The sequence below is a fragment of the Halobaculum sp. D14 genome (assembly GCF_051195135.1).
GTDB lineage: Archaea > Halobacteriota > Halobacteria > Halobacteriales > Haloferacaceae > JBNTKA01.
This window is the reverse complement of sequence record NZ_JBNTKA010000002.1, coordinates 559,653-585,636: the sequence shown is the minus strand read 5'-3', so window position 1 is coordinate 585,636 and position 25,984 is coordinate 559,653. Positions and strand designations below refer to the sequence as shown.

Annotated in this window: 26 protein-coding genes and 1 tRNA gene; 13 read left to right on the top strand and 14 right to left on the bottom strand. The window is 70.8% G+C overall.

The genetic code is table 11. The features are described from left to right. The first annotated feature begins 169 nt into the window (after window positions 1-169). Window positions 170-1,594 (top strand): CCA tRNA nucleotidyltransferase, encoded by a 1,425-nt coding sequence (gene cca / locus ACQUST_RS08790; protein ID WP_435127404.1) that lies wholly within the window; start codon window positions 170-172, stop codon window positions 1,592-1,594. A 45-nt stretch (window positions 1,595-1,639) separates the two neighbouring features. On the opposite strand, the gene ACQUST_RS08785 is transcribed toward cca, so the two are convergent. From ACQUST_RS08785 to ACQUST_RS08770, 4 genes are all read right to left on the bottom strand, one after another. Further along, window positions 1,640-2,695: a histone deacetylase family protein gene (locus ACQUST_RS08785; RefSeq protein ID WP_435127402.1), complete on the bottom strand. Its 1,056-nt coding sequence runs from the start codon at window positions 2,693-2,695 to the stop codon at window positions 1,640-1,642. A gap of 1 nt (window position 2,696) precedes the next feature. Beyond that, a complete protein-coding gene (locus ACQUST_RS08780) occupies window positions 2,697-3,128 on the bottom strand; it encodes a histone (RefSeq protein WP_435127400.1) in 432 nt (143 codons plus the stop codon). A 121-nt stretch (window positions 3,129-3,249) separates the two neighbouring features. Next, entirely contained in the window at window positions 3,250-4,746 is a 1,497-nt protein-coding gene (locus tag ACQUST_RS08775) for a single-stranded DNA binding protein (RefSeq protein WP_435127398.1), read from the bottom strand. Between the two features lie 227 nt (window positions 4,747-4,973). Continuing rightward, on the bottom strand, window positions 4,974-5,486 hold the full coding sequence (locus tag ACQUST_RS08770; protein WP_435127397.1) for a hypothetical protein: 513 nt from the start codon (window positions 5,484-5,486) through the stop codon (window positions 4,974-4,976). Between the two features lie 117 nt (window positions 5,487-5,603). On the opposite strand from ACQUST_RS08770, the gene ACQUST_RS08765 reads away from it, so the two are divergent. Beyond that, window positions 5,604-5,676 (top strand) — tRNA-Arg (locus ACQUST_RS08765). 170 nt (window positions 5,677-5,846) lie between these two features. Next, the gene (locus ACQUST_RS08760; RefSeq protein WP_435127396.1) at window positions 5,847-6,473 is read left to right on the top strand and encodes a DUF309 domain-containing protein; all 627 of its coding nucleotides are present in this window, start codon (window positions 5,847-5,849) and stop codon (window positions 6,471-6,473) included. Between the two features lie 2 nt (window positions 6,474-6,475). Here ACQUST_RS08760 and azf read toward each other — a convergent pair whose 3' ends face one another. Next, window positions 6,476-7,309 carry an NAD-dependent glucose-6-phosphate dehydrogenase Azf gene (gene azf / locus ACQUST_RS08755; protein WP_435127395.1) on the bottom strand — a complete coding sequence of 278 codons (834 nt, stop codon included), beginning with the start codon at window positions 7,307-7,309 and terminating at the stop codon, window positions 6,476-6,478. Window positions 7,310-7,431: 122 nt separating this feature from the next. Here azf and ACQUST_RS08750 point away from each other — a divergent pair, with 122 nt between their 5' ends. After that, window positions 7,432-7,815, top strand: coding sequence for a dihydroneopterin aldolase family protein (locus ACQUST_RS08750; protein WP_435127393.1), 384 nt, complete (start codon window positions 7,432-7,434; stop codon window positions 7,813-7,815). A gap of 138 nt (window positions 7,816-7,953) precedes the next feature. After that, on the top strand, window positions 7,954-8,427 hold the full coding sequence (locus ACQUST_RS08745; protein WP_435127391.1) for a DUF5790 family protein: 474 nt from the start codon (window positions 7,954-7,956) through the stop codon (window positions 8,425-8,427). Here the strand turns inward: ACQUST_RS08745 and ACQUST_RS08740 are convergent, their stop codons facing one another. Then, window positions 8,428-9,156: a creatininase family protein gene (locus ACQUST_RS08740; RefSeq protein ID WP_435127389.1), complete on the bottom strand. Its 729-nt coding sequence runs from the start codon at window positions 9,154-9,156 to the stop codon at window positions 8,428-8,430. Between the two features lie 222 nt (window positions 9,157-9,378). Between ACQUST_RS08740 and ACQUST_RS08735 the strand changes: the two genes are divergently transcribed. Next, window positions 9,379-10,062 (top strand): methyltransferase domain-containing protein, encoded by a 684-nt coding sequence (locus ACQUST_RS08735; protein WP_435127387.1) that lies wholly within the window; start codon window positions 9,379-9,381, stop codon window positions 10,060-10,062. Between the two features lie 44 nt (window positions 10,063-10,106). Here ACQUST_RS08735 and ACQUST_RS08730 read toward each other — a convergent pair whose 3' ends face one another. Both ACQUST_RS08730 and ACQUST_RS08725 read right to left on the bottom strand, forming a co-directional pair. Next, on the bottom strand, window positions 10,107-10,565 hold the full coding sequence (locus ACQUST_RS08730; protein WP_435127385.1) for a type IV pilin: 459 nt from the start codon (window positions 10,563-10,565) through the stop codon (window positions 10,107-10,109). A 63-nt stretch (window positions 10,566-10,628) separates the two neighbouring features. Then, window positions 10,629-12,026, bottom strand: coding sequence for a DUF7094 domain-containing protein (locus ACQUST_RS08725; protein ID WP_435127383.1), 1,398 nt, complete (start codon window positions 12,024-12,026; stop codon window positions 10,629-10,631). A gap of 161 nt (window positions 12,027-12,187) precedes the next feature. On the opposite strand from ACQUST_RS08725, the gene ACQUST_RS08720 reads away from it, so the two are divergent. The 4 genes from ACQUST_RS08720 to ACQUST_RS08705 all read left to right on the top strand — a co-directional run bounded on the left by ACQUST_RS08720 (window position 12,188) and on the right by ACQUST_RS08705 (window position 16,150). Further along, a complete protein-coding gene (locus ACQUST_RS08720; protein ID WP_435127381.1) occupies window positions 12,188-13,423 on the top strand; it encodes a helix-turn-helix transcriptional regulator in 1,236 nt (411 codons plus the stop codon). 76 nt (window positions 13,424-13,499) lie between these two features. After that, window positions 13,500-14,291 carry an electron transfer flavoprotein subunit beta/FixA family protein gene (locus ACQUST_RS08715; protein ID WP_435127379.1) on the top strand — a complete coding sequence of 264 codons (792 nt, stop codon included), beginning with the start codon at window positions 13,500-13,502 and terminating at the stop codon, window positions 14,289-14,291. Next, a complete protein-coding gene (locus ACQUST_RS08710; protein WP_435127377.1) occupies window positions 14,288-15,241 on the top strand; it encodes an electron transfer flavoprotein subunit alpha/FixB family protein in 954 nt (317 codons plus the stop codon). Before ACQUST_RS08715 ends, ACQUST_RS08710 begins: the two co-directional genes overlap by 4 nt. Before the next feature lie 66 nt (window positions 15,242-15,307). Further along, a complete protein-coding gene (locus tag ACQUST_RS08705; protein WP_435127376.1) occupies window positions 15,308-16,150 on the top strand; it encodes a polyprenyl synthetase family protein in 843 nt (280 codons plus the stop codon). 133 nt (window positions 16,151-16,283) lie between these two features. On the opposite strand, the gene ACQUST_RS08700 is transcribed toward ACQUST_RS08705, so the two are convergent. Together ACQUST_RS08700 and ACQUST_RS08695 are read right to left on the bottom strand one after the other, a co-directional pair. Continuing rightward, entirely contained in the window at window positions 16,284-17,150 is an 867-nt protein-coding gene (locus tag ACQUST_RS08700) for a 2-oxoacid:ferredoxin oxidoreductase subunit beta (RefSeq protein ID WP_435127374.1), read from the bottom strand. Between the two features lie 2 nt (window positions 17,151-17,152). Further along, entirely contained in the window at window positions 17,153-18,901 is a 1,749-nt protein-coding gene (locus ACQUST_RS08695; RefSeq protein ID WP_435127372.1) for a 2-oxoacid:acceptor oxidoreductase subunit alpha, read from the bottom strand. 373 nt (window positions 18,902-19,274) lie between these two features. Between ACQUST_RS08695 and ACQUST_RS08690 the strand changes: the two genes are divergently transcribed. Continuing rightward, window positions 19,275-19,901 (top strand): FAD-dependent oxidoreductase, encoded by a 627-nt coding sequence (locus ACQUST_RS08690; RefSeq protein WP_435127370.1) that lies wholly within the window; start codon window positions 19,275-19,277, stop codon window positions 19,899-19,901. A gap of 54 nt (window positions 19,902-19,955) precedes the next feature. Here the strand turns inward: ACQUST_RS08690 and ACQUST_RS08685 are convergent, their stop codons facing one another. Then, the gene (locus tag ACQUST_RS08685; RefSeq protein ID WP_435127368.1) at window positions 19,956-21,302 is read right to left on the bottom strand and encodes an alkaline phosphatase family protein; all 1,347 of its coding nucleotides are present in this window, start codon (window positions 21,300-21,302) and stop codon (window positions 19,956-19,958) included. A 251-nt stretch (window positions 21,303-21,553) separates the two neighbouring features. Between ACQUST_RS08685 and ACQUST_RS08680 the strand changes: the two genes are divergently transcribed. After that, entirely contained in the window at window positions 21,554-22,930 is a 1,377-nt protein-coding gene (locus ACQUST_RS08680) for an MFS transporter (RefSeq protein WP_435127366.1), read from the top strand. A gap of 57 nt (window positions 22,931-22,987) precedes the next feature. On the opposite strand, the gene ACQUST_RS08675 is transcribed toward ACQUST_RS08680, so the two are convergent. Then, complete coding sequence (locus ACQUST_RS08675) at window positions 22,988-23,650, bottom strand: response regulator (protein WP_435127364.1); 663 nt, start codon at window positions 23,648-23,650, stop codon at window positions 22,988-22,990. Window positions 23,651-23,794: 144 nt separating this feature from the next. Between ACQUST_RS08675 and ACQUST_RS08670 the strand changes: the two genes are divergently transcribed. Beyond that, the gene (locus tag ACQUST_RS08670; protein ID WP_435127362.1) at window positions 23,795-24,130 is read left to right on the top strand and encodes a DUF7536 family protein; all 336 of its coding nucleotides are present in this window, start codon (window positions 23,795-23,797) and stop codon (window positions 24,128-24,130) included. A 34-nt stretch (window positions 24,131-24,164) separates the two neighbouring features. Here the strand turns inward: ACQUST_RS08670 and ACQUST_RS08665 are convergent, their stop codons facing one another. After that, window positions 24,165-25,403 (bottom strand): potassium channel family protein, encoded by a 1,239-nt coding sequence (locus ACQUST_RS08665; RefSeq protein WP_435127360.1) that lies wholly within the window; start codon window positions 25,401-25,403, stop codon window positions 24,165-24,167. An 84-nt stretch (window positions 25,404-25,487) separates the two neighbouring features. Further along, window positions 25,488-25,949 carry a PaaI family thioesterase gene (locus ACQUST_RS08660; protein ID WP_435127358.1) on the bottom strand — a complete coding sequence of 154 codons (462 nt, stop codon included), beginning with the start codon at window positions 25,947-25,949 and terminating at the stop codon, window positions 25,488-25,490. Between the last annotated feature and the right edge of the window lie 35 nt (window positions 25,950-25,984).

The following is a 25,984-nucleotide window of genomic DNA, read 5'->3' as shown; positions in this document are numbered from 1 at the left end:
CCGCGGTTAGTTTGAAATGGCTTTCGTTTCGCCCGCCGGGACCGACCCGGGTGCTGCGCCGCCGTCTCAGCCCTCGCCGCGTCGTCGTTGCGCGCGTCGAGACGTCGGGGCGGCGGCCGGCCGCGGCGCGACCGACACCCTGGTAAGCCGTCCGGCCGAATCCGCGTCCATGACTGATTCGGAGCTCGACGCGCTGCTCGACCGGGTTCGCGACCGCGTCACGCCCGACGCGGCCGAGCGCGAGCGGCTTCACGAGGCGGCGGCGGCGCTCGCGGACCGCGCCGCCGACGCCGTCGCGGACCTTCCGTCGCCGGCGGACGAGGCGGACGTGCTGCAGGTCGGGTCGACGGCGCGCGGGACGTGGCTCGCCGGCGACCGCGACATCGACCTGTTCGTCCGGTTCCCGACCGAGTTGAACCGCGAGGAACTCGAAGAGTACGGGCTCACCGTCGGCCACGCCGCGCTGCCCGACGGCCGCGAGCAGTACGCCGAACACCCGTACGTCACCGGCGAGTTCCGCGGCTTCGACGTCGACCTCGTGCCGTGTTACGACGTCGCGGACGCGACCGCGATCCGGTCGGCGGTCGACCGGACGCCGTTCCACACCGAGTACCTCGACGCCCGAATCGACGACGAGCTCGCCGGCGACGTCCGCGTGTTCAAGAAGTTCCTGAAGGGCATCGGCGTCTACGGCAGCGACCTCCGGACCGAGGGGTTCTCCGGCTACCTCGCGGAGCTGCTCGTCGTGGAGTACGGCGGCGTGGTGGACCTGCTCGACGCCGCCGCGGACTGGACGCCGCCGGTCCGGTTCGACCCGGAGAACCACGGGACGGCGACGTTCGACGACGCGCTCGTCGTCGTCGACCCGACGGACCCGGAGCGCAACGTCGCCGCCGTGCTCTCGGAGGACAACGTCGCCCGGTTCCAGCACTACGCACGCGAACTGCTCGCCTCGCCCGACGAGTCGCTGTTCTTCCCGTCGGAGCCGGAGCCGCTGTCGGCCGACGCCGTCCGCGGCCACGTCGACCGGCGCGGCACCGACCCGGTCGCCGTCGTCTTCGAGGCGCCGGACATCGTCGACGACCAGCTGTACCCGCAGCTCTGCCGGTCGCTCGACGGCGTCCGACGGGACCTGTCGAGCCGCGGATTCGACGTGCTCCGGGCTGCGGTGTTCGCGACCGACGCGAGCGAACCGGGCGACGGCGAGGGAACCGAGAACGGGACGGACGACGGCGGGTCGCGTCGCGCGGTGCTGTTCGTGGAACTCGGGTCGCGGACGCTGCCGCGCGTCGAGCGCCACCGCGGCCCGCCGGTGCACGTCCGCGGCCACGCGAAGGGGTTCTACGAGAAGTACGCGGACTCGGACGCGTACGGGCCGTTCATCGACGACGGCCGGTACGTCGTCGAGCGGGAGCGCGACGAACACGACGCCGTCGCGGTCCTGGAGTCGGACGCGCTGTTCGACGTCGCGCTCGGCACCCGCGTGGAGTCGGCGCTCCGCGGCGGCTACGACGTCCTCGCCGGTGGCGACGTCGCCGCGCTCACGGACCGGTTCGGCGTCCACCTCCGACGGTACTTCGAACCCGGGCTGTAGCCGGCCGAGGCGACTGGCGGCGGAGCCGACTCCGGGAGTCGGCGTTCAGACGTCGAAGCGGGCGCGAAGCGACGAGACGACGTCCTCGGTTTCGGGTTCGGGGTCGTCGCCGTCCGGTTCGATGGGCGGGCGGCCGTCGAACGTCTCGTGGACGATGCCGACGCCCTCCGAGAGCGTGTCGAGGCCGTAGCCGCCTTCGAGGACGAAGCCGAGGCCGGCGCCGGTCCGCTCCGCCGCGGTCCGCATCCGGTCGGCCATCAGCGCGTAGCCCTCGGTGCTGACGCGCATCCGCGAAATCGGGTCGTGGCGGTGGGCGTCGAAGCCGGCGCTGACGAGCAGCAGGTCCGGGTCGAACCGCTCGAACACCGGGAGCAGCACGTCGTCGATGACTTCGAGGTAGTCGGCGTCGCCGGCGCCGGCGCCGAGCGGCGCGTTCAGCGTCGCGCCCTCGCCGTCGCCCTCGCCGGTCTCCTCCAGCGCGCCGGTGCCGGGGTAGAGGCCGTCCTCGTGGACGGAGGCGTACAGGACGTCGCCGCGGTCGAGGAAGATGTCCTGCGTCCCGTTGCCGTGGTGGACGTCCCAGTCGAAGATGGCGACGCGGTCGACGTCGGCGTCGACGTCGCGGCCGGTGTTGGCGTCGCCGGCGCGGTGGCCGTCGAAGTCGTCGATGGCGGCCTGCGCGGCGACGGCTGCGTTGTTCACGAAGCAGAAGCCCATGGCGTCGTCCGCGACGGCGTGGTGGCCGGGCGGCCGGCCGATGGCGAACGGCGTGTTGCGGCCGGGCGCGCCGGCGAGCGCCTCCTCGGCGGCCCAGACCGCCTGGCCGGCGGCGGAGAGTACCGCGTCCCAGGTGCCGTCGGAGGCGACGGTGTCGGGGTCCCAGTTGCCGCCGCCGTCCCGGCAGAACGACTCGATTTCGTCGACGTAGCCGTCGTCGTGGACTGCCGCGACCGCCTCGCGGGTGACCGGTGCCGCCTCGACGTACTCGACGCCGTGTTTCCGCTTCAGTCCCTCGCGGATGGCGCGAAGCCGATCGGGGTTCTCGGGGTGCCGCGTCCCGGTGTCGTGGTCGAGACACGTGTCGCTGTAGCCGAACCGCATCTCACTCGAACAGCGCGAAGTACGTCTCGATGTCTTCGGCTTGCACTGTCCGTCTGTCGGCGTGCCGCGCGAGGATGGCCGCGGCGCGCGCGACGTTGTCGGCGTAGTCCTCCAGGACGTCCGCGAGCGCCACCCGGGCGTCCATCGACACCCGGTAGGCGTCGTCGATGTCGAGCCGCGCGATGCGGTCCACCGGCGCGATGGGGAGCGTGAGGTCCTCGCGGTCGACGACCTGCTCCACCTCGAAGTCCGACGGCATCAGCGTCTTCCGGCCGTCGGCGTCGGCGCGCTCGGCCGCGTCAACGGCCAGTTCCGCCCCCCGCAACTGGATGCGTCGCGCCAACTCCTCGGCGGCGCCGGCGCTCACCCGGAGGTCGCCCGCGTTCCGGCGGATGACCTCGTCGACGGGAGCGAACGGCAACTCGACACTCATACACATAGGCCGGTGTGATGCGTGTATAATGCTTTCCGTTGGCGTGGTTCGGCGCGCCACCCCGAACCGGGACGGAGACCGGACACCGAGTCGGCGCTGAGCGGCCCGGCGGCTCGCGCGGTCAGAATACGTCGTCGGCGTCGATGGTGCCGTCGCGCTCCGTGCCGCGCACCGTGACCTCCTCGCCGAGCCGGAGGTTCGCGCTGGTCTCCACCGACCGGGTCTCGGCGCCGTTGTCGAGGACGACCGGGTCGCCGGCCTGCACGACCGTCCCGGTGAACTCGACGGGGCCCTCGTCGTCCGCGCCGTCGTCGGCGTCCGTATCTGCGCTCGCGGCCGCGCTGACGGCGTCAGCGGCGCCGCCGCCGCCGCCGTCTGCGGACGCATCCGACTCGTCGGCCGCGCCGGCGCTCGACCCGCCGGAGTCGAACGAGTCCAGGCCGCCCTGTCCGGGGTCGCGGCTCCCCGACCCGGAGTCGCCGCGTTCGCCCGCGGCGACGTCGACGTCGGCGTCCGCGTCTTCGAGCACGGAGACGGTGGACTGCCAGCCGGCGGACGCTTCGAGGTCGTCCTGCCAGCCGTCCTGGATTTCGACGTCCGTGAACACGACGTGGTCGGCGAGGTCGATGTCCTTGTCCGCCTTCTCGCCCCACAGCGCGACGCGGATTTCGCCGGTCTCGTCTTTGATGCGGACGTTCCGGACCTGGCCCTCCGAGCCGTCGTCGCGGTCGAACGTCCGGGTGTCGCTGGTCTCGATGACGCCGCCGGCGATGTCGACGGTGTCGCCGAGTTCGAGCGCCGCGATGTCGGTGGTGTCCGGGACGTACTCGACGTCGGCGTCCACCTCCTCGACGGCGCCGCGGTTCCCGACGTGCAGCTCCAGGCTGCCGTCGCGTTCGCGGACGTAGCCGTCGACGACTTCGACGGCGGTCCCCGGCTCCAGCTCCTCGGCGCGGTCGGCCTTGTCGTCCCACAGCGTCACGCGGACGCGGCCGGTCTCGTCTCCGACGGTGAGGTTCGCGACGCGGCCCTCCGAGCCGTCGTCGCGGTCGAACGTCCGGATGGAGTCGGTGTCGAGCACCGTCCCGACGAGCGTCACGTCGGAGGCGCCGAGCGCCAGGTCCTCGACGCGGTACTCGTCGAGCGCCTCCACGTCGACTTCGGCGTCCGGGTCGGGCTCCACCTTGTCGACGGCGACCTCGAGCCCGCTGTACCCCTCCTTCGGGCGGCCCATGATGCGGAGCACGTCGCCGGTCGAGAGGTGTTCTTTCGCGTCGACGGCGACCTGGTCCCACAGCGACACCGTGATGCGGCCGGACTCGTCGGCGACTTCGACGTTCAGCACGTGGCCGTCCTCGTCGTCGCCGTCGCGCTCGAACGTCCTGACGTCGCCGACCTTCATCACCTTCGCGAGGAACTTCACGTCGTCCATCCCGGGTTCGATGTCCGCGACCGAGTTCACCTCCTCGTCGCGCAGTTCGTGCGCGATGAGCATCGCCGCGGTCTCCTCGTCGGCGAGGCCGTCCATCTGCTCGACTTTGTCCTGGACGGCCGCCTCGAACTCCTCGAACGGGACGTCGGTCTCCACGTCCTCGTAGACGTCCTCGATTACCCCCATAATTCTGTGAGTGGTTCGGCGGACGCGCCGCTTAAGGGTTGTCGTTCGCCCGGTACGGCGCCGCCCGCGGACGGTTTCGGCCGCCTCGCCGGCGAACCGTCGGCCGTGGGGGAGCGCTCCGGCTGCGAGGGTCGTCGCGCGCTCGCCGTACCAAGCGGCGCGCGTCGCTGCACTGACATACCGGTGGTGGAGCCGGCATCCCTCAAGAAGGTTCGTGGTCGGGCGGGCTACCGCGTCGTCTCGGCGACGGTCCGGGTCTCGCCCGTCGACCGGTGCAGGACGGTGACCGCACCCGGGAGTCCGCCGTCGAAGCGGACGGTGGCGTCGTACGCCCGGTAGACGATTTGCTGTGTGCACACCGGCCCGCCCTCCGAGACGGTTTCGACGGTGACGGTGAGGCGGTCGGCGTCAGGGTCGTACGTCGCGTCCGCGAGGGCCGCCCGCATGCAGCCGTTCTTCCCGCGGATGACGCCGCTGCACGTCACCGCCGACTCCGCGAACCGGACGGTCGCGTCCTCCTGCGGCGTCGCCGCGTCACCGGTCCGGGAGAACGACCGGCCCGTAATCGTCGGCGTCGCCCCGTCCGTCGGCGGCTTCGTCGTGTCCGCGGGCGTCGACGTCGGCGTTCCGGAGGTATCCGTGTCGTCGCCGCCGTCTCCGCCGGTGCCGCCGCCCACGCATCCGGCGACGCCGACGGCCGCGCCGGCGCCGACCGCGGCGATGAACTCTCGACGGTCCATGTTTCACCACTCGCTCGGTGAACGCAAAAGGCCACGGGAAGCACAAACACGGCTTTGTGTCTCAGACGGCCCCCGTACCGTAACCGTCTTAAGTGGGTCGGCAGTATACTGAATCGAGTCCGGGTAGGGTAGTGGACTATCCTCTTGGCTTGCGGAGCCAGGGACCGGAGTTCAAATCTCCGTCCGGACGTTCCTTTCACTCACTTCGTTCGGTCAGTTACGTCCGACGCGCCCACGCTCGCTTCGCTCGCGTGGACTCCGTCCGGACGTTTCTGACGGCGCCAAACGCGAGCGAAGCGAGCGCCGGCGACGACGCGCGAGACACCACGCCTAACCCGGTTCGCCCCGTGCGGTTTCGTAATGGCCGTCGACGACGACACGGCAGCGCTCCGCGCCGGCGTCGCGCTGTTCAACGCCGGCGAGTACCACGCCGCCCACGACCCGTGGGAGACCGCCTGGCTCGCGCTCCCCGACGACGACCCCGACGAGCCGCTGTTCCACGGGCTCATCCAGTTCACCGCCGCCGTCCACCACGCCCGCGGCCGGAACTGGACCGGCGCGGTCGGACTCGCCGCCGGCGCGCGCGACTACCTCGGCCCGCTTCCCGACCGGCACCGCGGCGTCGACGTCGCCGCCGTCCGCGACGCGGTTCGAGCGCTCGAAGCCGACCCGGAGCGAGTCGAGCGCGCCCCGACCGCGCCGCTCACTCACGACGGCGACGAACTCGGCTACGCGGACCTGTCGCTGCAAGCCGCGGCCGCCGCCGCCGACGCGGTCGCCGCGGAGTACGGCTACGACGAGGACGTCGTCGCCGACGCGGCGCGCTACGCGGAACTCGAATCCGAGCGGGGGCGGTCGCGGTACGCCGCGCTGCTGTTCGACTTTCTGACGGAGGAGGCCGGCCGCAGCTTCATCCACGGTAGGCTCACCGACCTCGTGGCGCAGCGCCGGCGGAAAGAGGAGGACGTCACCGGGCTGTTCGACTAGGCTCAGTTGTCGCCCGCAGCGCCGTCCGCGTCGTCTACATCGCCGTCCGCGTCGCTATCTTTCGGCTCGCCTGCGAACGTGTAGTCGGCGGAGTTGTCCTGCGGGTCGTAGCCGAGGACGTCGCGGGCGCGGTCGAGCGAGTAGTACTTGCGGTCGTTGTCGGAGATGCCGTAGACGATTTCGTAGTCGTAGTCGGCTTCGAGACACCGTTCGAACAGGTGCGCGCAGTCGCGGTGGCTGAGCCACATGGCCTGGCCGCGCTCGTACTCCCGCGGCGGGTGGCCCTCCGTGAGGTTGCCGATGCGGACGCAGACGACCGAGATTCCTTCGTCGTCGTGGAAGTACCGGGCGAGCACCTCGCCGGAGGCCTTGGAGACGCCGTAGAGGTTCGACGGGCGCGGGAGTTCGGAGCCGTCCAGCCGGAAGTCGTCGTCGCGCCGGTACAGCTCCGGCGTCCGGTCGTCCGTTTCGTACGCGCCGACGGCGTGGTTCGACGACGCGAACACGACCGTGTCGACGTCGGCGTCGGCCGCCGCCGAGAGGACGGCGTGGGTGCCGTCGATGTTGTTGCGGAGCACCGAGTCCCACGGCGCGTTCGGCCGCGGGTCGCCGGCGAGGTGGATGACCGCGCCGACCCCGCTCACGGCGTCGCTGACGGCGTCGCGGTCGGTGATGTCGGCGACCACGACGTCGTCGTCGGTGACGCCGTCCGGGAGCGCGTCGGCGTTCAGCGGCTCGCGGTCGAGGAGCCGCCAGTCGTACTGGTCGCCGATGCCCGAGAGGATGGCGCGCCCGACGCGCCCGCCCGCACCCGTGAGCAGAACCGGGTCGTCCATTCGGTGAGTCGTCCGGCACCGCGGGGTAAATAACGGTCGATTCCCCGGGCGGACAGCTGGGCGGGCCGTGCATCCACACCGGCGTCCGGTACGACTTTGCGGCGCGCCGACGACGGCGCGGTATGGTCACGGACGTCCAGCAGGCGTGCTTCGAGGCGGGCATCAAGTTCGGGTCGCTGTACCACCAGTTCGCCGGGACGCCGGTGTCGCCGCGGAGCGCGCGGTCGCTCGAACGCGCGATGGCGGAGGCCATCGAGAACCAGCCGTACTGCGAGTCGGTCGTCGTCCGCATCGACGACGACGCGGTCCGCGAAGCCATCGACCACGAGAACGGCTACACGGAACTGACGGGTCGGCTGATGGAGGTGGAGATGCGCGTCGGCTACGCGGACACGTCGGTGCAGACCCGGATGGAGATGGAGGACGGCTACCCGCTGATGAAACTGGTCGACGTCGCCGACGGCGACGCAGACGCGGACGGAGACGCGAACGCGAGCGACGAGTAGCGGGGAGCCGAATCAGCACCCGAGCCGAGCCTGTTCTGCCCGAATCCCGCCTGAACAGCGCAGAGTGGCGTCCGAGCCGCGGATTCCACTTTCAGTTTCGGGCGACGGTTTAACATGGTCCGTGGCGAAACGGTCGCTATGGGACAGACGACGTTCGACGACGAGGACCTGTTCGGCGAGGCGGCCGACGAGATGCGCGCGGACGTGGAGACGCACCTCGAAGCCGCGCGGGCGAGCCTCCCGACCGCGAGTTCCGTGTGGGAGACCGACGCCGACAACGTCCTCGGCGCGCTCAACGGCCTCCGCTCCGCGCTCGACACTGGCGACGCCGTCGAGGAGCTCCGGCAGGCGAAAAAGCAGTACGTGATGGGCGAACGCGCCGGCGCGTTCGACGAGGACGACGAGCTCGCCGACGAGATCGAAGCGCTCGAATCGCTCATTGAGACGCTCGAAGACGCCCACGAGCAGGTCGGCGAACTCACCAGCACCGTGCCGGCGCTCCGCAGCCAACTTGAGGACGCTCACAGCGAGGCCGACGACGCCGACGCGGACGCCGAAACCGACGCCGAGGCTGACGCGGAGGACGGCGACGCCGGGGAAGCCGAAGCCTGACTACCGGTCGACGACCGCCGCCGCGACGTCGACGAGCGCGTCACTCGCCCGGTCGAGCAGCTCCTCGCCGAGGTCCGCGTCGCCGGTGGTCGGGTCGCCGACGACGCCGTTCTCGCTGAACTCGTCGCTGTCGTGCGCCAGATTCACGCCGCGCACCCACTCCCCCCACCGAGCGGCGGCGCCGTCGCGCGCCGCGTCGACGCGCTCCTCCCGAACCAGGTCGGGTGCCAGTTCGCGGAGCAGCGAAGTCTCCAGTTTCCCGGCGTGCCCCATGTCGCCGGCGTGGTCGCCGACCGCCTCGAACCACGTGAACGCGACCGCGTAGGCGTCGACGTCGGCGTCGCGGGAGACGCGCCGCGTCGTCTCCGCGAGCGCCTCGACGTTCCCGCCGTGGCCGTTGACGACGACGACGCGGTCGACGCCGTGGAACGCGAGGCTCTCGATGGTCTCGCGGACGTACGCCCGGAACGTCTCCGGCGACACCCACAGCGTCCCGTCGAACCGCCGGTGCTCCTCGGAGACGCCGACGTGGACGGGCGGCGCGACGGCCACCTCGACGTCGGCGGCGGAGGCGCGCCCGGCGGCCTCGTCGGCGACCGCTTCGGCGGCCAGCGCGTCGGTTCCGAGCGGCGCGTGCGGGCCGTGCTGCTCGGTGCTCCCGACCGGCAGGAACGCCACGTCGACGTCGGCGTCGCGAACCTCGGTCCACGTCGCCTCTGACAGCTTCATGCGCTCCACGTCGACCCCCGCGGACTTGTAGCCCGACGGTCCAGCCCAAGCCTCGCCGTCGTCTTCCGCGGCCTCGCTCCCTTCGGACGGTTGTCCCACCGCGCCCATGACGGCTCGGCCCACAGACCTCGCCGTCGCCTTCCGCGGCCTCGCTCCCTTCGGTCGCTCGGCCGCGCTGGCAACCCGTTGGGGTTATGGCCCACCCAACCGAATCCGTGGCCAATGGGATTCCTCGAGGACAAGTCGCGCGCCCGCCTGTTCTACAAGTACTTCTCGGCGGTGTACGACACGGTGAACCCCTACATCTGGGACGAAGACATGCGGAACCAGGCGCTCGAGTGGTTCGACGCCGACCGCGACGACCGCGTGCTCGACGTCGGCTCCGGCACCGGCTTCGGGACCGAGGGGCTGTTGAACCACGTCGACGAAGTGTACGCGCTCGACCAGTCGCGCGGCCAGATGAGCCGGGCGTTCACGAAGTTCGGGAAGCGCGGGAAGGTCCACTTCCACCTCGGCGACGCCGAGCGCCTCCCGTTCACGGACGACGCGTTCGACAAGGTGTGGTCGTCCGGCTCCATCGAGTACTGGCCGAACCCGGTGCAGGCGCTCCGGGAGTTCCGCCGCGTCACCAAGCCCGGCGGCACCGTCCTCGTCGTCGGCCCGGACTACCCGAAACTCAAGCCGTTCCAGTGGCTCGCCGACGCGATTATGCTGTTTTACGACGCCGAGGAGGCCGAGGAGATGTTCTCGGCGGCCGGCTTCGAAGACACCACCCACTACGTCCAGCAGCGCCACGTCGGGGCGCCCCGCGCCATCACGACCGTCGCGACGGTCCCGGAATCCGACGGCGACAGCGACGCCGCGTCCAACGCGACCGAGACCACGCAGCCGGCGTCGAACGAGTAACTCCGAGACTGTCCCACTCGCCGCTTCTCCCAGTTCCGCTCTCGTCACGCCGCAGTCGTCGACAGCGACGCGAGCGGCTGGCCGTCGACGAACAGCGTCACCGAAACCGCGCTCCCGGCGTCGACCGCCGGGTGGTTCGTCCCCGCCACCCGGAACGATGCGGTCTCGCCCGCCGTCCACCGCGGGTCCCCGGCGGCGTTGAACGGCCCGGTCGGCCCGCTTCGGAAGCCGGTCGCGGCGAAGAACGGCACCGGCGGCTGATGGGTCAGCGGGTCCCCGTCGATGGTGACGACGACCCGGAGCGTCCGCGCGTCGAGCGCCTCGCCGCCGCGGTGCGTGAACAGGAACGCCCCGTCGTCGACGCGGACGTCGACGGCCGCGACTGGTGCCGGGGCTGCCGGCGCAGTTGCGACTGCGGCCGCGCCGACCGCCGCGGCGAGCGTGACCGTGATGGCGAGCAGCACTGCGACGCCGAGCACCGGCGTCGACGCGCGGCGAGACACGGCGGTGGTGGTGCCGGCTTCACGCAAAAACGTTCGTCCGGGACGGCTGCCGCCGGGACGATACTACCCGCTCGACTCGGCGCGGGTTCCGTTGTACGCCTCCGCGACGGTCGCCGGGTCGGTCGGCGACACCGAGATGACGCCGACGTCGGTCGAACTGGTGTCGACGGCCGTGACGACGTACGTGCCGCGCGGCGACAGCGTCCACAGCACGCCGTCGTCCCCGGTCCGCCCGATGGTGGTGCTCTCGCCGCCCTCCCGACCGATTTTGACGACCGCGTTCACCGGGTCGCCCGTCGCCGGGTCGACGACGGCGATGCGGAGCGGGCCGCCGGCGTACGTCCGGTTCACGCGGACCGTCAGGTCGAGCGTCCGCGAGCGCGTCGGGCCGCTCGGGAACGAGTCGAGCGCGATTCGTTGCTGCTCTCTGAATATGCGTTCGGTGCCGCCGTCCACGTACGCGGTGAGCGACCCGCCGGCGTACTGGACCTGGTACAGTTTCGTCCCGATACTCCCCTCGCCGGTCTTCTCGCTGTCCGGCGCCGCGGCCCAGATTTCCGGGTAGCTCTCCGCGACGACCTCGCGGACGACGGTGAGGTTGACGTCGCTCCCGTCGCGGTTCCGCAGGTCGCCTCGGTACGTCTCGCGGACGTAGTCGCCGCCGGCGATGGTCGTCAGAACGACACCGGTCCTGTTCGCGGCGACGTAGACGCGCGTCTCCGCGGTTTCTCCCCGGAGCGCGGCCGCGACCGCGTCGCGGACCGGGCCGTCGAACGTCCGGAGGTCGTACAGCAGCGGGTAGATGTCGGCGTCCCCGAGCGAGAAGTCCTCGGTCGCCTCGGCGGCGTCGCTCAGCATCCTGATTCGGTCCGCGAGCGCCGCCGACTGCGCCCGAATCCGCGCGAGCCGCACGAGCAGTTCCTTCCCGGTGATGTCGCCGTCGACGTACGCTTCGAGCGCGCGCTGCTGTCTCGCGCTCATCGCGTCCGTGTCCGCCTCGACCTCGTTCATCGCGTCGAGAATTATTTCTCGGCGCGCCTCGCTCGTGTTGGCGCGCTGGATGCGTTCGCGGATGGCGAGCGTCCGGAGCCGCGCAGTCGAGGCGTTCGTGCCGAACGCGGTCGCGGTTCCGGCGTCGATGGTGACGACGTCGATGGTGCTGGCGTCCGTCGTCCGAAGCGCGAGGATTCGCGAGACGTTCGGGCCGTTGCTGACGTTCGCGGTCGTCTGCGCTCGGCTCCCGTTGGCGCCGGCGTCACCGGCGACCGCGGTGTCGCTGCCGGCTTCGCTGTCCCGGAGCGCGGTTCCGGGGAGCGCTGCTGACGCCCCTGAAGCGCCGGGTTGCGTCGCCGAGGAGGGGGCCTGCGGCGGGTCAGTCGACGCAGGCTGGGCGGCCGTGGCGCCGGCGCCGACGGCCGCGACGACCAGGAGGAAGACCGCGACTGCGGGGAACGCCTTCATGCGGCGCGAGTACCCCGTCCACGCATAAAAAACCGGCCGACACGCCGGGCCGTCCGGCGGCGGGCGGTTCGCCGACGCGCTCGCGGCGGCCCGGAATTCACGTCGGACAGCGGACAGGCCGATGGAAAGCGTTTTGCCGGGTCGCGGTCACTCGTTTGACGATGCGGCACGTGGCCCTCCTCCTCGCCGCCCTCTCCCTCTTGGCTCCGGCCGCCAGCGTCGGCGTCGCGGCGGGTTCGTCCCCGGCCGCCGCACCGGCGACCGCCGACGTCGGTCCGTCGGCCGGAGTCGCGGACATCGGGGCGGCGCCCGCGGATATCGCGGCGTTCGCGGACCCGAAGACGACGTTCACGGTGTCGATTCGGTCGAACCACGACGCGCGCTGGACCGTCACCGCCAGGTTCAATCTGACCGACAGCGCCTCCCGCGCGGCGTTCCGGGCGTACGCCGACGACTACGCGTCCGGCGGCGCGCCCTCCGGGCCGTCGGTCGAGGTCTTCCGGAACGCCGCGGCGCTCGCCGAGAACGCCACCGGCCGCCAGATGACGGTGCGGAACGTCCAGTACAACGCGACGGTGACGCAGAACGCGACCGGCGCGCCGGCGTCGCTCGGCGTCCTGCGGCTCCGGTTCACGTGGACGAACTTCGCGACGACCCAGGGGAACGGGACGCTCGTCGTCGGTGACGCCTTCACCACCCCGGAGAACGGGACGTGGATGCCGTCGCTGACGGCGGACCAGCGGCTCGTCATCGTTCCGCCCGACGGCTACGTCCCCGACACGTCGGTGTGGCGGCTCTCGAATCAGCGCGTCGTCGTGGAGGGGCCGGAGACGTTCAGCCGCGACGAGTTCCCCGTGACGTTCGAGGCGGCGTCCGTCGGACCGCCCGGCTTCTCGCTCGTCGAGTACGGCCTCGGGGCGGTGACGCTGCTGCTGCTCGGCGCCGTCATCTACCTGCTCGTCCGCCGGTCGCGCGACGGGGAGCGCGACGCCGCGCCGGAGCGGTCGGTACCCGCGAGCGCGACGTCGGAGTCGGCTGACGGAGCGACCGCTCCGCCGCCGGAGACGGCTCCCGAATCGCGCGGCGCCGAGGAGGCCGAAACCGAGCCGGGGGCGGCGGCCGACGGCGACGAATCGGTCGAGGACCTGGAGCTGCTCTCGGACGAGGAGCGCGTCGAACGGCTCCTCGAACGGAACGGCGGTCGGATGCGGCAGGCGGCCATCGTCAGCGAGACCGGCTGGTCGGACGCGAAGGTGTCCCAGTTGCTCTCGTCGATGGCCGACGAAGACCGCGTCGAGAAGCTCCGGCTCGGCCGCGAGAACCTGATTTCGCTGCCGGAGTTCGACGCCGGCGGCGACGATGGGGACGAAGGCGCCGGCGGCGACGACGAGGAGTGACCCGCCCGCGGCGCGAACCGGCCGCGTCCCCGCGGTTCCGAAACTATTTACCCCGGACGGCGGCAAGTTCTGCCCGATGAAAATCCTCGTCACGGTGAAGGAGGTCGCGGAGGCGGCCGACGACTTCGAAATCGACGGGCTCGACGTCGGAGAGCAGTACCTCGAGTACGACCTGAACGAGTGGGACGACTACGCCATCGAGGCGGCCGTCCAGCTCGGGGAGGCGAACGACGACGTCGAAGTCGTCTCCGCCACCATCGGCCCGGAGCGGTCGGAGGAGACCATCCGGATGGCGCTCGCGAAGGGCGTCGACCGCGCGATCCGAATCTGGGACGACGACGTCGCCGGCGCCGACCTCGACGTCGCCGCCAAGACGCGGCTGCTCGCCGCCGTCGTCGACGAGGAGGACCCCGACCTCGTGCTCACCGGCGTGCAGGCGAACGACGACGGGTTCGGCGCGACCGGCGTCTCGCTCGCCGAGGAGGTCGGCGACGCGTGGGCCGCCGTCGTCAACCAACTCGACGTCGAATCCGACTTCTCGGTCGCGCACGTCCACCGCGAACTGGAGGGCGGCGTCGAGGAGCTCACCGACGTGGAGCTGCCGGCGGTGCTGACGATTCAGACCGGGCTGAACGAGCCGCGGTACGCGAGCCTCCGCGGCATCCGGCAGGCGCAGTCGAAGGAAATCGCGACGAAGACGCTCGCGGACCTCGGCCTCGACGCCGCCACGGTCGACTCCCCCATCACTCGGACCGCGATGTACGAACCGGAGACCGAGTCGGAGGCGACGTTCTTCGACGGGGACGCCGACGAGCAAGCAGCACAGCTCGCTGACGTGCTGCGGCAGACAGGGGTGGTGTCCGAATGAGCGACGTGCTCGCGGTCGCCGAACACCGACGCGGCGACCTCCGCGACGTCAGCTTCGAGCTGGTGACCGCCGGCCGCGAACTCGCGGACGGCCTGGGCGGCGACCTCCACGTCGCCGTCATCTCCGGCGACGTCGACGGCTTCGCGGAGATGCTCCGGCTCGACGGCGTCGACACGGTCCACACGGTCGCGGAGGGAGAGGAGTTCAACCACGACGTCTACGCGCAGGTCGTCGAGGCGCTGCACGAGGAACTCGACCCGGCGGCGCTGCTGCTGCCGAACTCCGTGAACGGCCTCGACTACGCGCCGGCGGTCGCGAACGCGCTCGACCTGCCGCTCGTCACCGACGCCGTCGACCTCGCGTACGGCGACCGGCTGGAAGCCACCCGCGAGATGTACGGCTCGAAAGTCGAGACGACGGTCGAGGTGGACGCCGACCGGTTCGCCGTCACGGTCCGCGGCGGCGAGTGGGGCGCAGCCGAGACCGCCGCCGACGTCGACGTCGAGCCGTTCGACGTCGCCGTCGACGACGACGCGGTCCGGACGACCGTCACTGGCTTCGAGGAGGTCGGCGCCGGCGACGTCGACATCGCCGACGCGGAGTTCCTCGTCTCCATCGGCCGCGGCATCGAAGAGGAAGAGAACCTCGACCTCATCCGCGAACTCGTCGACGTCACCGGCGCGACGCTGTCCTCCTCCCGCCCCATCGTCGACAACGGCTGGCTCCCGAAGAACCGCCAGGTCGGCCAGTCCGGCAAGCAGGTGACGCCCGACGTCTACCTCGCCATCGGCATCTCCGGCGCCGTCCAGCACGTCGCCGGCATGAAGGGCGCCGACACCATCATCGCCATCAACACCGACCCGAACGCCCCGATTTTCGACATCGCGGACTACGGCGTCGTCGGCGACCTGTTCGACGTCGTGCCGGCGCTCATCGAGCAGTTCGAGTGAGCGGACGCGCCAGCGCGTAACTCGCATCCGGTACGCTCTTGCGTCCCCCGGCCCGACGCGGGTGTAATGGAGTACCTGGAGCGCCGGGTTGCGATGGTGAACGACCGCCTGACGGAGGTGACCGAGGCGGTCGAGCCGGACCGGCTCGCCGAGGAGCTCGGCCACGTCGCACTCGCCGGCGGGAAGCGCGTCCGCCCGACCGTGACGCTGCTCACCTGCGAAGCCGCGGGCGGCGACACGGCGGACGCGGTCGACTTCGCCGTCGGCGTCGAACTCGTCCACAACGCGTCGCTCGTCGTCGACGACATCATCGACCGGTCGGCGGTCCGCCGCGGCACCCCGAGCGCCTGGGCCGAGTTCGGCTACGGCCCCGCCATCATCGCCTCCGACGGCCTGCTCGGCGAGGCGTTCGCGCTGTTCTCGTCGGACGAACGCGCCATGCAGGTCGTCGCCGAATCGATGGTGGAGCTCGGCGAAGGCGAAGCCACGGAGCTGGTGGCGCGGCCGACGAACGAAGCCGAGTACATGGAGCTGGCGCGCCGGAAGACCGGGGCGCTGTTCCGGGCGGCCGCCGAACTCGGCGCGGTGGCGGCCGACGCCGACCCGTTCGCCGTCGAGTCGTTCGGCGAGTACGCCGAGCGCGTCGGCGTCGCCTTCCAGATTCGCGACGACGTCCTCGACGCCGTCGCCGACCCCGCCGAACTGGGGAAGCCGACCGGGCAGGACGAAGCCGTCGACCGGCCGTCGCTGCTACAGGTGACCGACCTGACGCCCGAGGAGGCGAACCAGCGCGCGCACGACCAGGCGGACATGGCGCTCGAAGCGCTCGAAACCACCGGGCTCGACGACTCCGACGCCCGCGGCTACCTCCGCGACCTCGCCGAGTTCGTCGTCGTCAGAGAGCGGTGAGCAGTCGGCCCGGAGAGACGCGGCGTCGACGCCGCCGCTCGCGGCTCCGAAGCGAGAGACCGCGGGTCGGCCGGAAGAGAGCGGAGAGGGAAGGAGAAAGAGGGGAGGAGAAGAGCCGGGTCGGGAGCGGTCGTCAGTAGAACTCGCGGACCAGGTCCATGGCGCCCTCGGGGGCGCCGTCCTCGTCGATGTCGCTCATGTCGTCGTCGAGGCCGTGGCTCTCCTCGTACGGCACGGACTCTTCGTCCTGGTAGAGGACGCCCATGTACTCCTTGTCGGCGTCCATCACTTTGTCCTTCGCGGCGTCGCGGTCGGTCGGGTCGTAGTCCGTCTCCTTCAGGTCGACCAGCGAGTCGCGGAAGTAGTCGTAGGTGTCGACGTCGTTGAACGTGACGCACGGCGAGAACACGTTCACGAAGCCGAAGCCGTCGTGTTCGATGGCTTTCTGCACGATCTCCTGGTGGCGGAGCGCGTCGCTGCTGAACGACTGCGCGATGAACGTCGCGCCGGACGCGAGCGCCAGCGCCAGCGGATTGACCGGCGGCTGCTTCGGGCCTTCCGGCGTCGTCGCCGTCTCGAAGTCCTCGCGGCTCGTCGGGGACGCCTGCCCCTTCGTGAGCCCGTAGATGCGGTTGTCCATGACGACGTAGCTCATGTCGACGTTCCGCCGGACGGCGTGGACGAAGTGGCCCGCGCCGATGGAGTAGCCGTCGCCGTCGCCGCCGGCGACCATCACTTCGAGGTCCGGGTTCGCCATCTTGACGCCCGCGCCGACCGGCAGCGCGCGGCCGTGGACGCCGTGGATGGCGTAGCTGTGCATGTACGTCCCGATCTTGCCGGAGCAGCCGATGCCGGCGACGACGAACGTGTTGTCCGGGTCGTTCCCGGTTTCGGCGAGCGCCTTCATCATCCCGTTCATCGTCCCGAAGTCCCCACATCCGGGGCACCACGTCGGCTGCTTGTCGGACTTGAAGTCCGTGAATTTGACCTGTGAACTCATTGTTACGCCTCCAGAGTCTCCTTGATGTCGGCTGCGAGCTCGTCCGCCTTGAACTGCACGCCGTTGTACTTGTTCACCCGCTTCACGCGCTGGAGCGTGTCGTGTTCGAGCACGTCCGCGAACTGCCCGTTCGCGTTACACTCCACGACGATGACGTCGTCTGCGGCCTCGAACTCCTCGGTGAGGTCGGGCCGCGGGAAGATGTACGGACACGACAGCACGCGGACGTCGATGCCGTCCTCTTCGAGGAAGTCGAGCGCCTCGACGAGCGTCCCCTCGTTCGACCCCCACGTGACGACGAGCGTGTCGGAGTCCGGGTTCCCGAACTCGCGCGGCGAGAAGTCCTCGCGCTCCTTCGCCGTCTCGACCTTCCGGTTCCGCTTGTCGACCTGCTCGATGCGCATGTCGGTGTCTTCGGTGCGGCGGCCGAGCTCGTCGTGTTCGAGACCGGTGGACATGTGCGCGCCGCCGGTCGTCCCCGGGAAGGCCCGCGGACTGACGCCGTCGTCGGTGAGCTCGTGCGGCTTGAACTGTCCCTTGTCGGTCTGGTGTTCGGCGACGCCCTCCGCGTCGACGACGTTCCCGCGGTCGATTTCGACGTCGTCCATGTCGAACGCGTCCGGCTCGAACGTCTGTTCGGTGACCGCCATCGCGAGGTCGGACGCCAGGAACACCGGCGTCTGGTACTTCTCGGCGAGGTTGAACGCCTCGACGGTCTTCCAGAAGCACTCCGCGACGGTGGTCGGCGCGAGCACGAACCGCGGAATCTCGCCGTGGCCGCCGTACAGCAGCATGTTGAGGTCGCCCTGCTCCTGTTTCGTCGGCATCCCGGTGGACGGCCCCGAGCGCATCACGTCGCAGATGACCAGCGGCGTCTCCGAGGTCGCGACCAGCCCGAACGTCTCCGTCATCAGGTCGATGCCGGGGCCAGACGTCGCGGTCATCGCGCGGGCGCCGGCGCGGGCGCCGCCGAGCGCGAGGTTGATAGCGGCGAGTTCGTCCTCCGCCTGCACGACGTGGCCGCCGAACTCCTCGATGCGGCCCTTCAGGTACGTCATCACGTCGGTCGCGGGTGTGATCGGGTAGCCGGCGTAGAACTTACAGCCGGCGGCGATGGCGCCCATCCCGATGGCTTCGTCGCCGTTCAACAGGACGTAGTCGGCGTCGGTCGTCTCCAGTTCGTACGGGAACTCCTCGTCGGCGTACTCCTCTTGGACGTACTCGATGCCGTTCCGTGCGGCCTCCTTGTTGTTGTCGACGAGCGCCTGCCCCTTGTCGCCGAACCGCTTTTTCAGCGCGGAGTCGAGGTTCTCCACGGGGAAGTCCGACACCTCGCAGGCCGCGCCGAGCGCGACGACGTTCGCCATGATGGCGCCGCCGGCGTCCTCGGCGAGCCGCTTCAGCGGGACGTTGAGCCCCGTGATTTCGCCCGGAATCTCCACGTCCTCCATCGTGGTGCGTTCGCCGTCGTAGATGATGACGGAGTCGTCGTGGAGCTCGTCGAGGTTCTCCTCGATGGTCCGCGGCGTCAGTGCGATCAGCACGTCGAGGCGGTCGACGACCGAGTCGACACGGTCCACGGCCGTCCGGACCTTGTAGGCTGTGTAGCCGCCGCGGATCCGAGACGCGAAGTCCTTCGAGGTGAACACGTGTCGACCCGCTCGGGAGAGCGCCTGCGCGAAGATCTTCCCGGTCGAGTCGATGCCATCGCCGGCTTCCCCGCCGATGGCCCAGTTGAAGTCCGCTGGCATACTAGTCGGCTCTTTCCACGGTCGGAGGAAAAGCCTTCTGAAAGGGGGAGCCACCGCAGTGTTACTGTTTGAACGAAAATAGCGCAAGATAGTCGATAAATGACAAATAAAGACAGTTGTTTCGGATTGTAAGTGACCGTTCGTAGTCGAAAGTCGGTGTTTCGGCCGTTCGGAACGGAGATAACGACGGCTGTCGACGTCCGGGACGACTGTTGTCCAAAGCGCGGGCGCGCGAGGCACGCGCCGACGTAGAGAGACGCAGCGACGCTGGTTCGCCGGGCCGAGCCGAGACGGGTCAACCGGCCCCGAGTCGCTGGCCGATGGACCGGCCAGTTCCGACACCTTCCCGTACCCGCCCCGCCAACGACGCGGCATGGACGCTACGGTCACGGTTCAGTCGGTCGAATCGGTCGGCCCCGACACGGTCGCAGTGACGTTCGACTCGCCCGACGAGTTCGACGCCAAGCCCGGGCAGTTCGTCCGGCTCACCGCCGACGTCGGCGGCGAATCGGAGTCGCGCTTCTACACGGTGTCGTCGCCGGACACGGACGGCTCGTTCGAGACGACCGTCGGACTGGACGGCGGGGAGTTCGCGGCCTCCCTCGCCGACCTCGAACCCGGCGACACCGTCGACGTCTCGGGGCCGTTCGGCGAGGACTACTACGAGGGCGAACCGCGCGCCGTGGTGCTCGCCGGCGGCCCCGGCATCGGGCCGGCGGTCGCGATCGCGGAGGCCGCGCTCGACGCCGGCAACGAGGCCGCCGTGGTGTACCAGTCGGACGCGCCCGCCCACACCGACCGGCTCGACCGTGTCCGCGACCGCGGCGGCTCGGTGGTCGTCACCGCCGACGACGTCGACGACGCCGTCGCCGACGCGGTCACCGGGGTCGACGGCGAAACCGCGTTCGTCTACGGCTTCGCCGAGTTCGTCGACGACGCGACCGCGGCGCTGACGGACGCCGGCTTCGACGGCGAGACGAAAGTCGAGAACTTCGGGTAGCCCCGTCGAACGGCGACGGAGCCGAGAGAACGGCGCCGGTCGACGCCCCGGCGGTTACAGCAGCGACGCGCCGTCGAACTCGGTGCGGGCGTAGTCGATGCCCATGAGTTCGAGGATGGTCGGCGAGATGTCGAGCAGGTCCGCGTCGGTGACGGTCGCCTCGGGGTCGTCGACGTACAGCGTCGCGTCGTCGAAGCTGTGCATCCCGTTGCGCGGCCCGGCGGAGAAGACGCCGTCGTCGTGCGGCTTGAACTTCGATTTCAGGTCGAAGCCGTCGTTCGGGATGACGACGAGGTCGGGCGCGATGTCGTCGTGTTCGCCGCGGAACGCCTCCTCCTTTTCGACGACGCGGTCGGCGACCGGTTCGCCGTTCGGCCCTTCGAGCCGTTCGAGCGCCGCCTTCAGTTCGTCGCGCGTCGACTCGTACTCCTCCTGCGGGACGCTTCCGCGCGGCTCGCGGCCCTCGAGGTTGAGGTAGAAGCGGCCCGGAATCAGCGAGTACGCCCGCGTCTCCTCGGCGATGTCGTCGAGCTTCTCGTGGTCGTCGTCCTCGAACGACAGCCAGCCTTCCTCCTGCAGCCACGCGTTGAACTCGACCTCGTAGTCGAGCGACGTGAAGCCGTGGTCGGAGGCGACGACGAGCGTCACGTCGTCGGCGAGCTGCTCGCGGAGCTTCCCGATGTACTCGTCGACCGAGCGGTAGAAGTCGATGAACTCCTCGCGGTACTCGCCGTCTTCGGCGTAGTCTTTGTACAGGAAGTGGTTGACGCGGTCGGTCGTCATGAACACGCCGAAGAACAGGTCCCAGTCGTCCTCCTCGACGTAGTGGCTGAACGCCTCGTACCGCCGGTCGAGCGTCTTGTGCGCGTGTTCGAGGAACTCGGACTTGTCGTCTTTGTGGCCGAGTTTCGGGTTCGCGTCGAGCAGGTAGTCGATGGATTCGAGGTACTCGCGGAGCTCGTCGGGGTACGCCGCCTTCTCCACGCTCGGCGAGAGGAACCCGGACACCATCCGCTGGACGTTCCGCTGCGGCGGGAACGTCACCGGGACGTTCAGGACGGTGGCGTCCAGCCCCTCTTCGGTGACCCGGTCCCAGACCCGCGTCGCCTGCACGTCCCGACCCATCGGGACGTACGTGTCGTACGACCCGACTTCGCGGTCCTGAAAGCCGTACACCCCGGTTTCGCCGGGGTTGACGCCGGTGGTGAGCGCCGGCCAGCACGCCGACGACTCCGGGGGGACGATGGAGTCGATTTCGCCGCTCGCCCCCTCCTCGGCGAGCGCGGCGAAGTTCGGGAACTCCTCGGGGTGCTCCGAGAGCAACGAATACGGCACGCCGTCGATACCGACGAACGCGACCCGCGGATTGTCGTCTCCGCGCAGCCGGTCGAACAGACCCATACGACCGGATACGACGCCGAAGATAAAGTCCTTCAGGTTCCGCCGCCTTCCGCAGCGGCTCCGAGACGCCGGTGATTCTTGCGTCGCCGGCCGTCCGCCGCGGTCGGAGCGCGCCGTCCTGGCTGGCCGCGGCGGCCCAGGACTGCGGGACGAGTCAGCGACCGTGGCCGTCGAGCAGCCGGACCGCCCCGCGGCCGCGACCGCCCGGGGCACCCGAGGCGTTATGTGGGTGCCGACGAACCGAGACGACGATGACGGACGGCGCGGCGACCGGCGGCGACGACTCGTCGAGCGGCGGCCGGCCGTCGCCGCTCGAACCGTTCCGTCGGTTCGCCGCGCTCCCCGGCGACGTGCTGGTGTTGTCGCTCGCGATGTTCGCGTTCAGCCTCGGCTTCCAGACGACCGGCCGGTACATGCCGGTGTACCTGGAGGCGCTCGGCGCCGGCAGCCTCGCGGTCGGCCTGTTCAAGAGCGTCGGCGACCTCATCTCCGCGGTGTTTCCGTATCCGGGCGGCGCCGTCTCCGACCGCATCGGCTCGCGGTCGGCGCTCACGCTGTTCGGGCTGGCGTCGACGCTCGGCTTCCTCGTCTGGTACGCCGCCGGCGACCTGCAGGGCGTCGCCGTCGGCCCGACGTCGCTCGCCGTGCTGCTGCTGTTCGCCGGCCTGTTTCTCTCGCAGGCGTGGAAGTCGTTCGGGCTCGGCGCGACGTTCGCGGTCGTGAAACAGTCCGTGGAGCCGTCGCGGCTCGCCGCCGGGTTCGCCGCCACGGAGACGTTCCGGCGGACGGCGTTCCTGCTCGGCCCGCTGCTCGCCGCCGCGGTGCTGGCCGCCTACGCCTTCGAGGCGGGCTTCCGCGTGTTGCTGCTCGTGGCGGCCGGCGCCGGACTCGTCGGCACCGTCGCCCAGCACGTCCTGTACGACGCCAGCGGCGACAGCATCGGGAAGTCCTTCGCCGGCGTCGAGACGCTCCGCGAGGACCTCCGTCGGCTGCCCGAGCCGCTCCGGCCGCTGCTGGTCGCCGACACGCTCGTCCGGTTCGCCAACGGCGCCGTCTACGCGTTCTTCTCGCTCGTCGTCGTCAACTACTTCGGCGTCGGCGTCACGCTGCCCGTGGTCGGGCGGCTCCCGCCGGCGTCGTTCCTCGGCGTGCTGCTCGCCGTGGAGATGGCGGTGGCGCTGGTCACGATGGCGCCGGTCGCGCGGCTCAGCGAGCGCGTCGGCCTGAAGCCGGTCGTCGCGTTCGGCTTCGCCGTCTACGCCGTCTTCCCGGCGCTGCTCATCTCCGCGCCGACCGACGGCGTCGACGCCGCGCTCCCGCTGGTCGGCGCGGTCCGGCTATCGGCGCCGACGGTGCTCACGGCGCTGTTCGCGTTCTCCGGGCTCCGGTTCGCCGGGCTGCCGGCGCACAAGGCGCTCATCGTCGGCCCCGCCGAGGCGGGGAGCGGCGGCCGCGTCACCGGCGCGTACTACCTGCTCAGAAACGTCGTCGTCATCCCGAGCGGCGTCATCGGCGGGTGGCTGTACGGCGTCCGGCCGGCGCTCGCCTTCGGCGTCGCGTCCGCGGTCGGACTCGTCGGCGTCGGCTACTTCCTGCTCCGCGGGAAGGAGTTCGAGCCGGCGGGCTGACCCGCGGTCGCGGTCGCCGCTCCGCCGCCGGCTCCCGCGTGCGCGGTTCTCGGCGCGCTACTCGCTCCCCGGGGCGGCGTCGCTGTCGGCCTCCGTGACGTGCGTCGGGTCCACGGCGCCCGCGTCCGCTCCGCCGGAGTCGCCGCGTTCATCGCTGTCGCGCCTGCCGACGGTCGCGTCGTCGCCGGTGACCTGCTCGCCGGTGACCGGCGCCGCGTCGCTATCGGCGGCCGCCGCGTCGACCACGCGGTCCGCGAGTCGGTCCAGCGTGTCCAGCCCGGCGCGCTTGTAGAGGACGGCCGACGCACCGGCCTGAGCGGCCGGCTCGTCGACGGAACCGGTCGGCTCCCCGGTGAGGAGCAGGACCGGCAGCGACTCGTCGACGCGGTGGACGCGCCGGCAGAGCGCGACGCCGTCGAGCGCCGGCGGCCGGTGGTCCGTCACCACGCAGTCGACCCCGCCGTCGGCGTCGTCTCCGCCGTCGTCGCCGACGTCACCGTTGTCGCTGTCGCCGTCGTCGCGGAGCGCAGCCATCGCCGCTTCGGGGGTCCTCACCCGGTCGACCGTGACGCGCGGCCGGTACCGACCGAGGTACGTGGCGACGAGCGCGGCGAACTCGTCGTCGCTCTCCACGTAGAGGAGCCGAACGGACGACTCGGGGCTCCGGGGCGGCTCCTCGCTGTCTCGGTCGTCGACACCGTCCGTGTCACTTGCTGGCATGGCCGGGTGCGCTGGTTCGGCCGCGAACACATAACTGAACCGGATATTTCTGCCGCTGAACCGGTTAATTTCGCAGGACTGGTAGGTTCGCTGTCACGAGGGTCGCTTCGACGGGGATTTCACGGTGCGCCGGCAAGAGGGCCCGTGAGCCGAGACGACCACGGCGCCGACCCCGCGGCGACCGACGAGCGCCCGGAGCGTCCGCCCGCAGACGGCCTCGCCGACGCCCTGTCGCTCCGCCGGAACGTCGCCGTCGGCGTCGCCACCGGCGTCCTGCTCGCCGCGGCGACGTACCTCGTCCGGGTGTTCGAACTGCTCGGCCCGTTCGTCGGCACCCGCGACTACCCGGTACTCGGCGCGGAGGGCTACTTCCTGCTGCTCGCGTTCGTGCTCGCCGCGACGACGGCGCTGCTCGTGACGACGCTGCTCGCGCTCCGCTCGGCCGTCGGCCTCGTCCGGGAGGACCGCCGCACGCAGTAAGCCGCCGGCAGCAGCGCGCCTCGGCGCCGCGTCGCTACTGTTCGAACTCCCGATCGGTGCCGGCGAGCGTCGCCAGCCGCTCGGCGCCGGCGCGCGTCCCCTTCGCGATGATGACGTCGCCGGCGTGCAGCTCGGTCTCCGCGCTCGGCGAGACGACCCACTCGCCCTCCCGCTCGTCGTCGCCCGGGCGGCGCACCGCGATGACGCGCATCCCGGTCTCGGTTTTCACGGTCCGCTCGGCGAGCGTCGCGTCCGCGAGCCGCGACCCGGGCCGGACGGTGAGCCGGACGATGATTTCGTCGGACTCCTCGACGGCCTCCGCGACCACCGGGTGGGCGTCGAGGCCGCGCAGCACGCCCTCGCTGATTTCGAGCGCCGCGTCGCTGATGACTTCGGTCGCGGAGGCGAGGTGGACGAGCCCGCGGAGCTGCACCGGGTCGTCGACGCGGCCCGCGGCGCGCAGCGTCCACGCCTCGAACCGCGACTGCAGCGCGTCGACCTCGGCCTCCAGTTCGACGACCTCCTCGGCGACGCCCTCGCTGTTGAACAGGACGGCGCCGTACGCGAGGTCGACGGCGAGTTCGCTCATGTTCTTCATGAGGACGATGGAGTCGACGGCGCGTTCGAGGTCGTCGATGGCGGCCTCCGGCGGCGACGGCGGCTCGTACGGCTCGCCGGTCGCCGCCTCGTACACCGTCCGAAGGCCGTCTTCGACGCCGCGCAGCAGCAGCGAGTCGCCGGCCCGCAGCGTCGTGTCCGGCCCCGGGTTCGTGATCCACGACTCCTTGCCGGACGCGCGGTCGCGCCGCACCGCGATGACGCGGACGCCCGTCTCGGTCTCCATGTTGATCTCCTGCAGCGTCTCGCCGACGTACGGCGAGTCGTCGTCGAGCGTCGCGCGGACCAGCGTCTCCACCGCCTCCGGGAGCGCCGCCCGCATCGCGTTCGGCAGGCCGATGTCCTCCAGGACGATCTTCGCGATGTCGCCGGCGGCGTTCGAAACCTTCTCTGCGGCGCCGATGACGCCGAGCACCGGCGCGAGCTCCTCGGCGTCCTCGGGGCTCCGCGCCGCCATCATGACGCTCATCCGCGCCTGCAGCTGCAGCACGTCCATCCGGGATTCGAGTTCGAGCACCTCCGCGGCGAGGTCGTCGCTGCCGTGGAGCACCGCCGAGTACGACAGGTCGATGAGCAGCTCCGCGGTGTCTTTCATCTCCGACAGCACCGCCTTCACGCTCACCGGTTCGTACGCGACGCGCTCCTCTCGACTCATTCGACCGGCGGTTCGACGCGCGCCGGCAAAAAAGGGCCGCCCGCCCCGGCGCACAGGCCAGTCAAGCGCCGAGCGGCGGCCGGCCTACCGGTCGGGGAACAGCCGGAACGACGTGCGGCCGGTGGCGACGGTTTTCTCCTCGCCGTCCGGCGCGACGCTGGAGACGATGGTGTCGGTGTAGCCCATCGTGCCGCCGGTGCGGAGCACCTCGGCCTCGACGCGGAGGTCGGCGGTGGCCGGCCGGAGATACGTGACGTTCAGGTCGGTGGTCGCGAGCGACCCGGTCGACGGGTCGTCGAACGTCGACCGGAGCGCGAACCCGGACGCGGTGTCGATGAGCGTCGCCGCGATGCCGCCGTGAATCGAGCCGACGGGCGACCCGGGGTTCACGAGCTTGTCGTCGTACGGCACCGTCAGGACGACGCGGCCGCTGTCCACCTCGACCACTTCGAGATTCAGCCACGAGAGGAAGCCGTGCCGGTCGATGAACGCTTCGAGCAGTTCCATCGCCCGCTCGTCCAGCGGGTCGAACTCGTCGTCGGCCATACCTCCTTCGGCGCGGCCGCCCCACTTCACCGATT

Coding starts and splice junctions, on each gene's coding strand:
- cca (WP_435127404.1), top strand. CDS start 170: ATGACTGATTCGGAGCTCGACGCGCTGCTCGACCGGGTTCGCGACCGC.
- ACQUST_RS08725 (WP_435127383.1), bottom strand. CDS start 12,026: ATGAAGGCGTTCCCCGCAGTCGCGGTCTTCCTCCTGGTCGTCGCGGCC.
- ACQUST_RS08660 (WP_435127358.1), bottom strand. CDS start 25,949: ATGGCCGACGACGAGTTCGACCCGCTGGACGAGCGGGCGATGGAACTG.
- ACQUST_RS08685 (WP_435127368.1), bottom strand. CDS start 21,302: ATGGGTCTGTTCGACCGGCTGCGCGGAGACGACAATCCGCGGGTCGCG.
- ACQUST_RS08700 (WP_435127374.1), bottom strand. CDS start 17,150: ATGAGTTCACAGGTCAAATTCACGGACTTCAAGTCCGACAAGCAGCCG.
- ACQUST_RS08780 (WP_435127400.1), bottom strand. CDS start 3,128: ATGAGTGTCGAGTTGCCGTTCGCTCCCGTCGACGAGGTCATCCGCCGG.
- ACQUST_RS08695 (WP_435127372.1), bottom strand. CDS start 18,901: ATGCCAGCGGACTTCAACTGGGCCATCGGCGGGGAAGCCGGCGATGGC.
- ACQUST_RS08675 (WP_435127364.1), bottom strand. CDS start 23,650: ATGCCAGCAAGTGACACGGACGGTGTCGACGACCGAGACAGCGAGGAG.
- ACQUST_RS08770 (WP_435127397.1), bottom strand. CDS start 5,486: ATGGACCGTCGAGAGTTCATCGCCGCGGTCGGCGCCGGCGCGGCCGTC.
- ACQUST_RS08705 (WP_435127376.1), top strand. CDS start 15,308: ATGGAGTACCTGGAGCGCCGGGTTGCGATGGTGAACGACCGCCTGACG.
- ACQUST_RS08715 (WP_435127379.1), top strand. CDS start 13,500: ATGAAAATCCTCGTCACGGTGAAGGAGGTCGCGGAGGCGGCCGACGAC.
- ACQUST_RS08680 (WP_435127366.1), top strand. CDS start 21,554: ATGACGGACGGCGCGGCGACCGGCGGCGACGACTCGTCGAGCGGCGGC.
- ACQUST_RS08775 (WP_435127398.1), bottom strand. CDS start 4,746: ATGGGGGTAATCGAGGACGTCTACGAGGACGTGGAGACCGACGTCCCG.
- ACQUST_RS08710 (WP_435127377.1), top strand. CDS start 14,288: ATGAGCGACGTGCTCGCGGTCGCCGAACACCGACGCGGCGACCTCCGC.
- ACQUST_RS08735 (WP_435127387.1), top strand. CDS start 9,379: ATGGGATTCCTCGAGGACAAGTCGCGCGCCCGCCTGTTCTACAAGTAC.
- ACQUST_RS08740 (WP_435127389.1), bottom strand. CDS start 9,156: ATGAAGCTGTCAGAGGCGACGTGGACCGAGGTTCGCGACGCCGACGTC.
- ACQUST_RS08785 (WP_435127402.1), bottom strand. CDS start 2,695: ATGCGGTTCGGCTACAGCGACACGTGTCTCGACCACGACACCGGGACG.
- ACQUST_RS08745 (WP_435127391.1), top strand. CDS start 7,954: ATGGGACAGACGACGTTCGACGACGAGGACCTGTTCGGCGAGGCGGCC.
- azf (WP_435127395.1), bottom strand. CDS start 7,309: ATGGACGACCCGGTTCTGCTCACGGGTGCGGGCGGGCGCGTCGGGCGC.
- ACQUST_RS08750 (WP_435127393.1), top strand. CDS start 7,432: ATGGTCACGGACGTCCAGCAGGCGTGCTTCGAGGCGGGCATCAAGTTC.
- ACQUST_RS08720 (WP_435127381.1), top strand. CDS start 12,188: ATGCGGCACGTGGCCCTCCTCCTCGCCGCCCTCTCCCTCTTGGCTCCG.
- ACQUST_RS08690 (WP_435127370.1), top strand. CDS start 19,275: ATGGACGCTACGGTCACGGTTCAGTCGGTCGAATCGGTCGGCCCCGAC.
- ACQUST_RS08760 (WP_435127396.1), top strand. CDS start 5,847: ATGGCCGTCGACGACGACACGGCAGCGCTCCGCGCCGGCGTCGCGCTG.
- ACQUST_RS08665 (WP_435127360.1), bottom strand. CDS start 25,403: ATGAGTCGAGAGGAGCGCGTCGCGTACGAACCGGTGAGCGTGAAGGCG.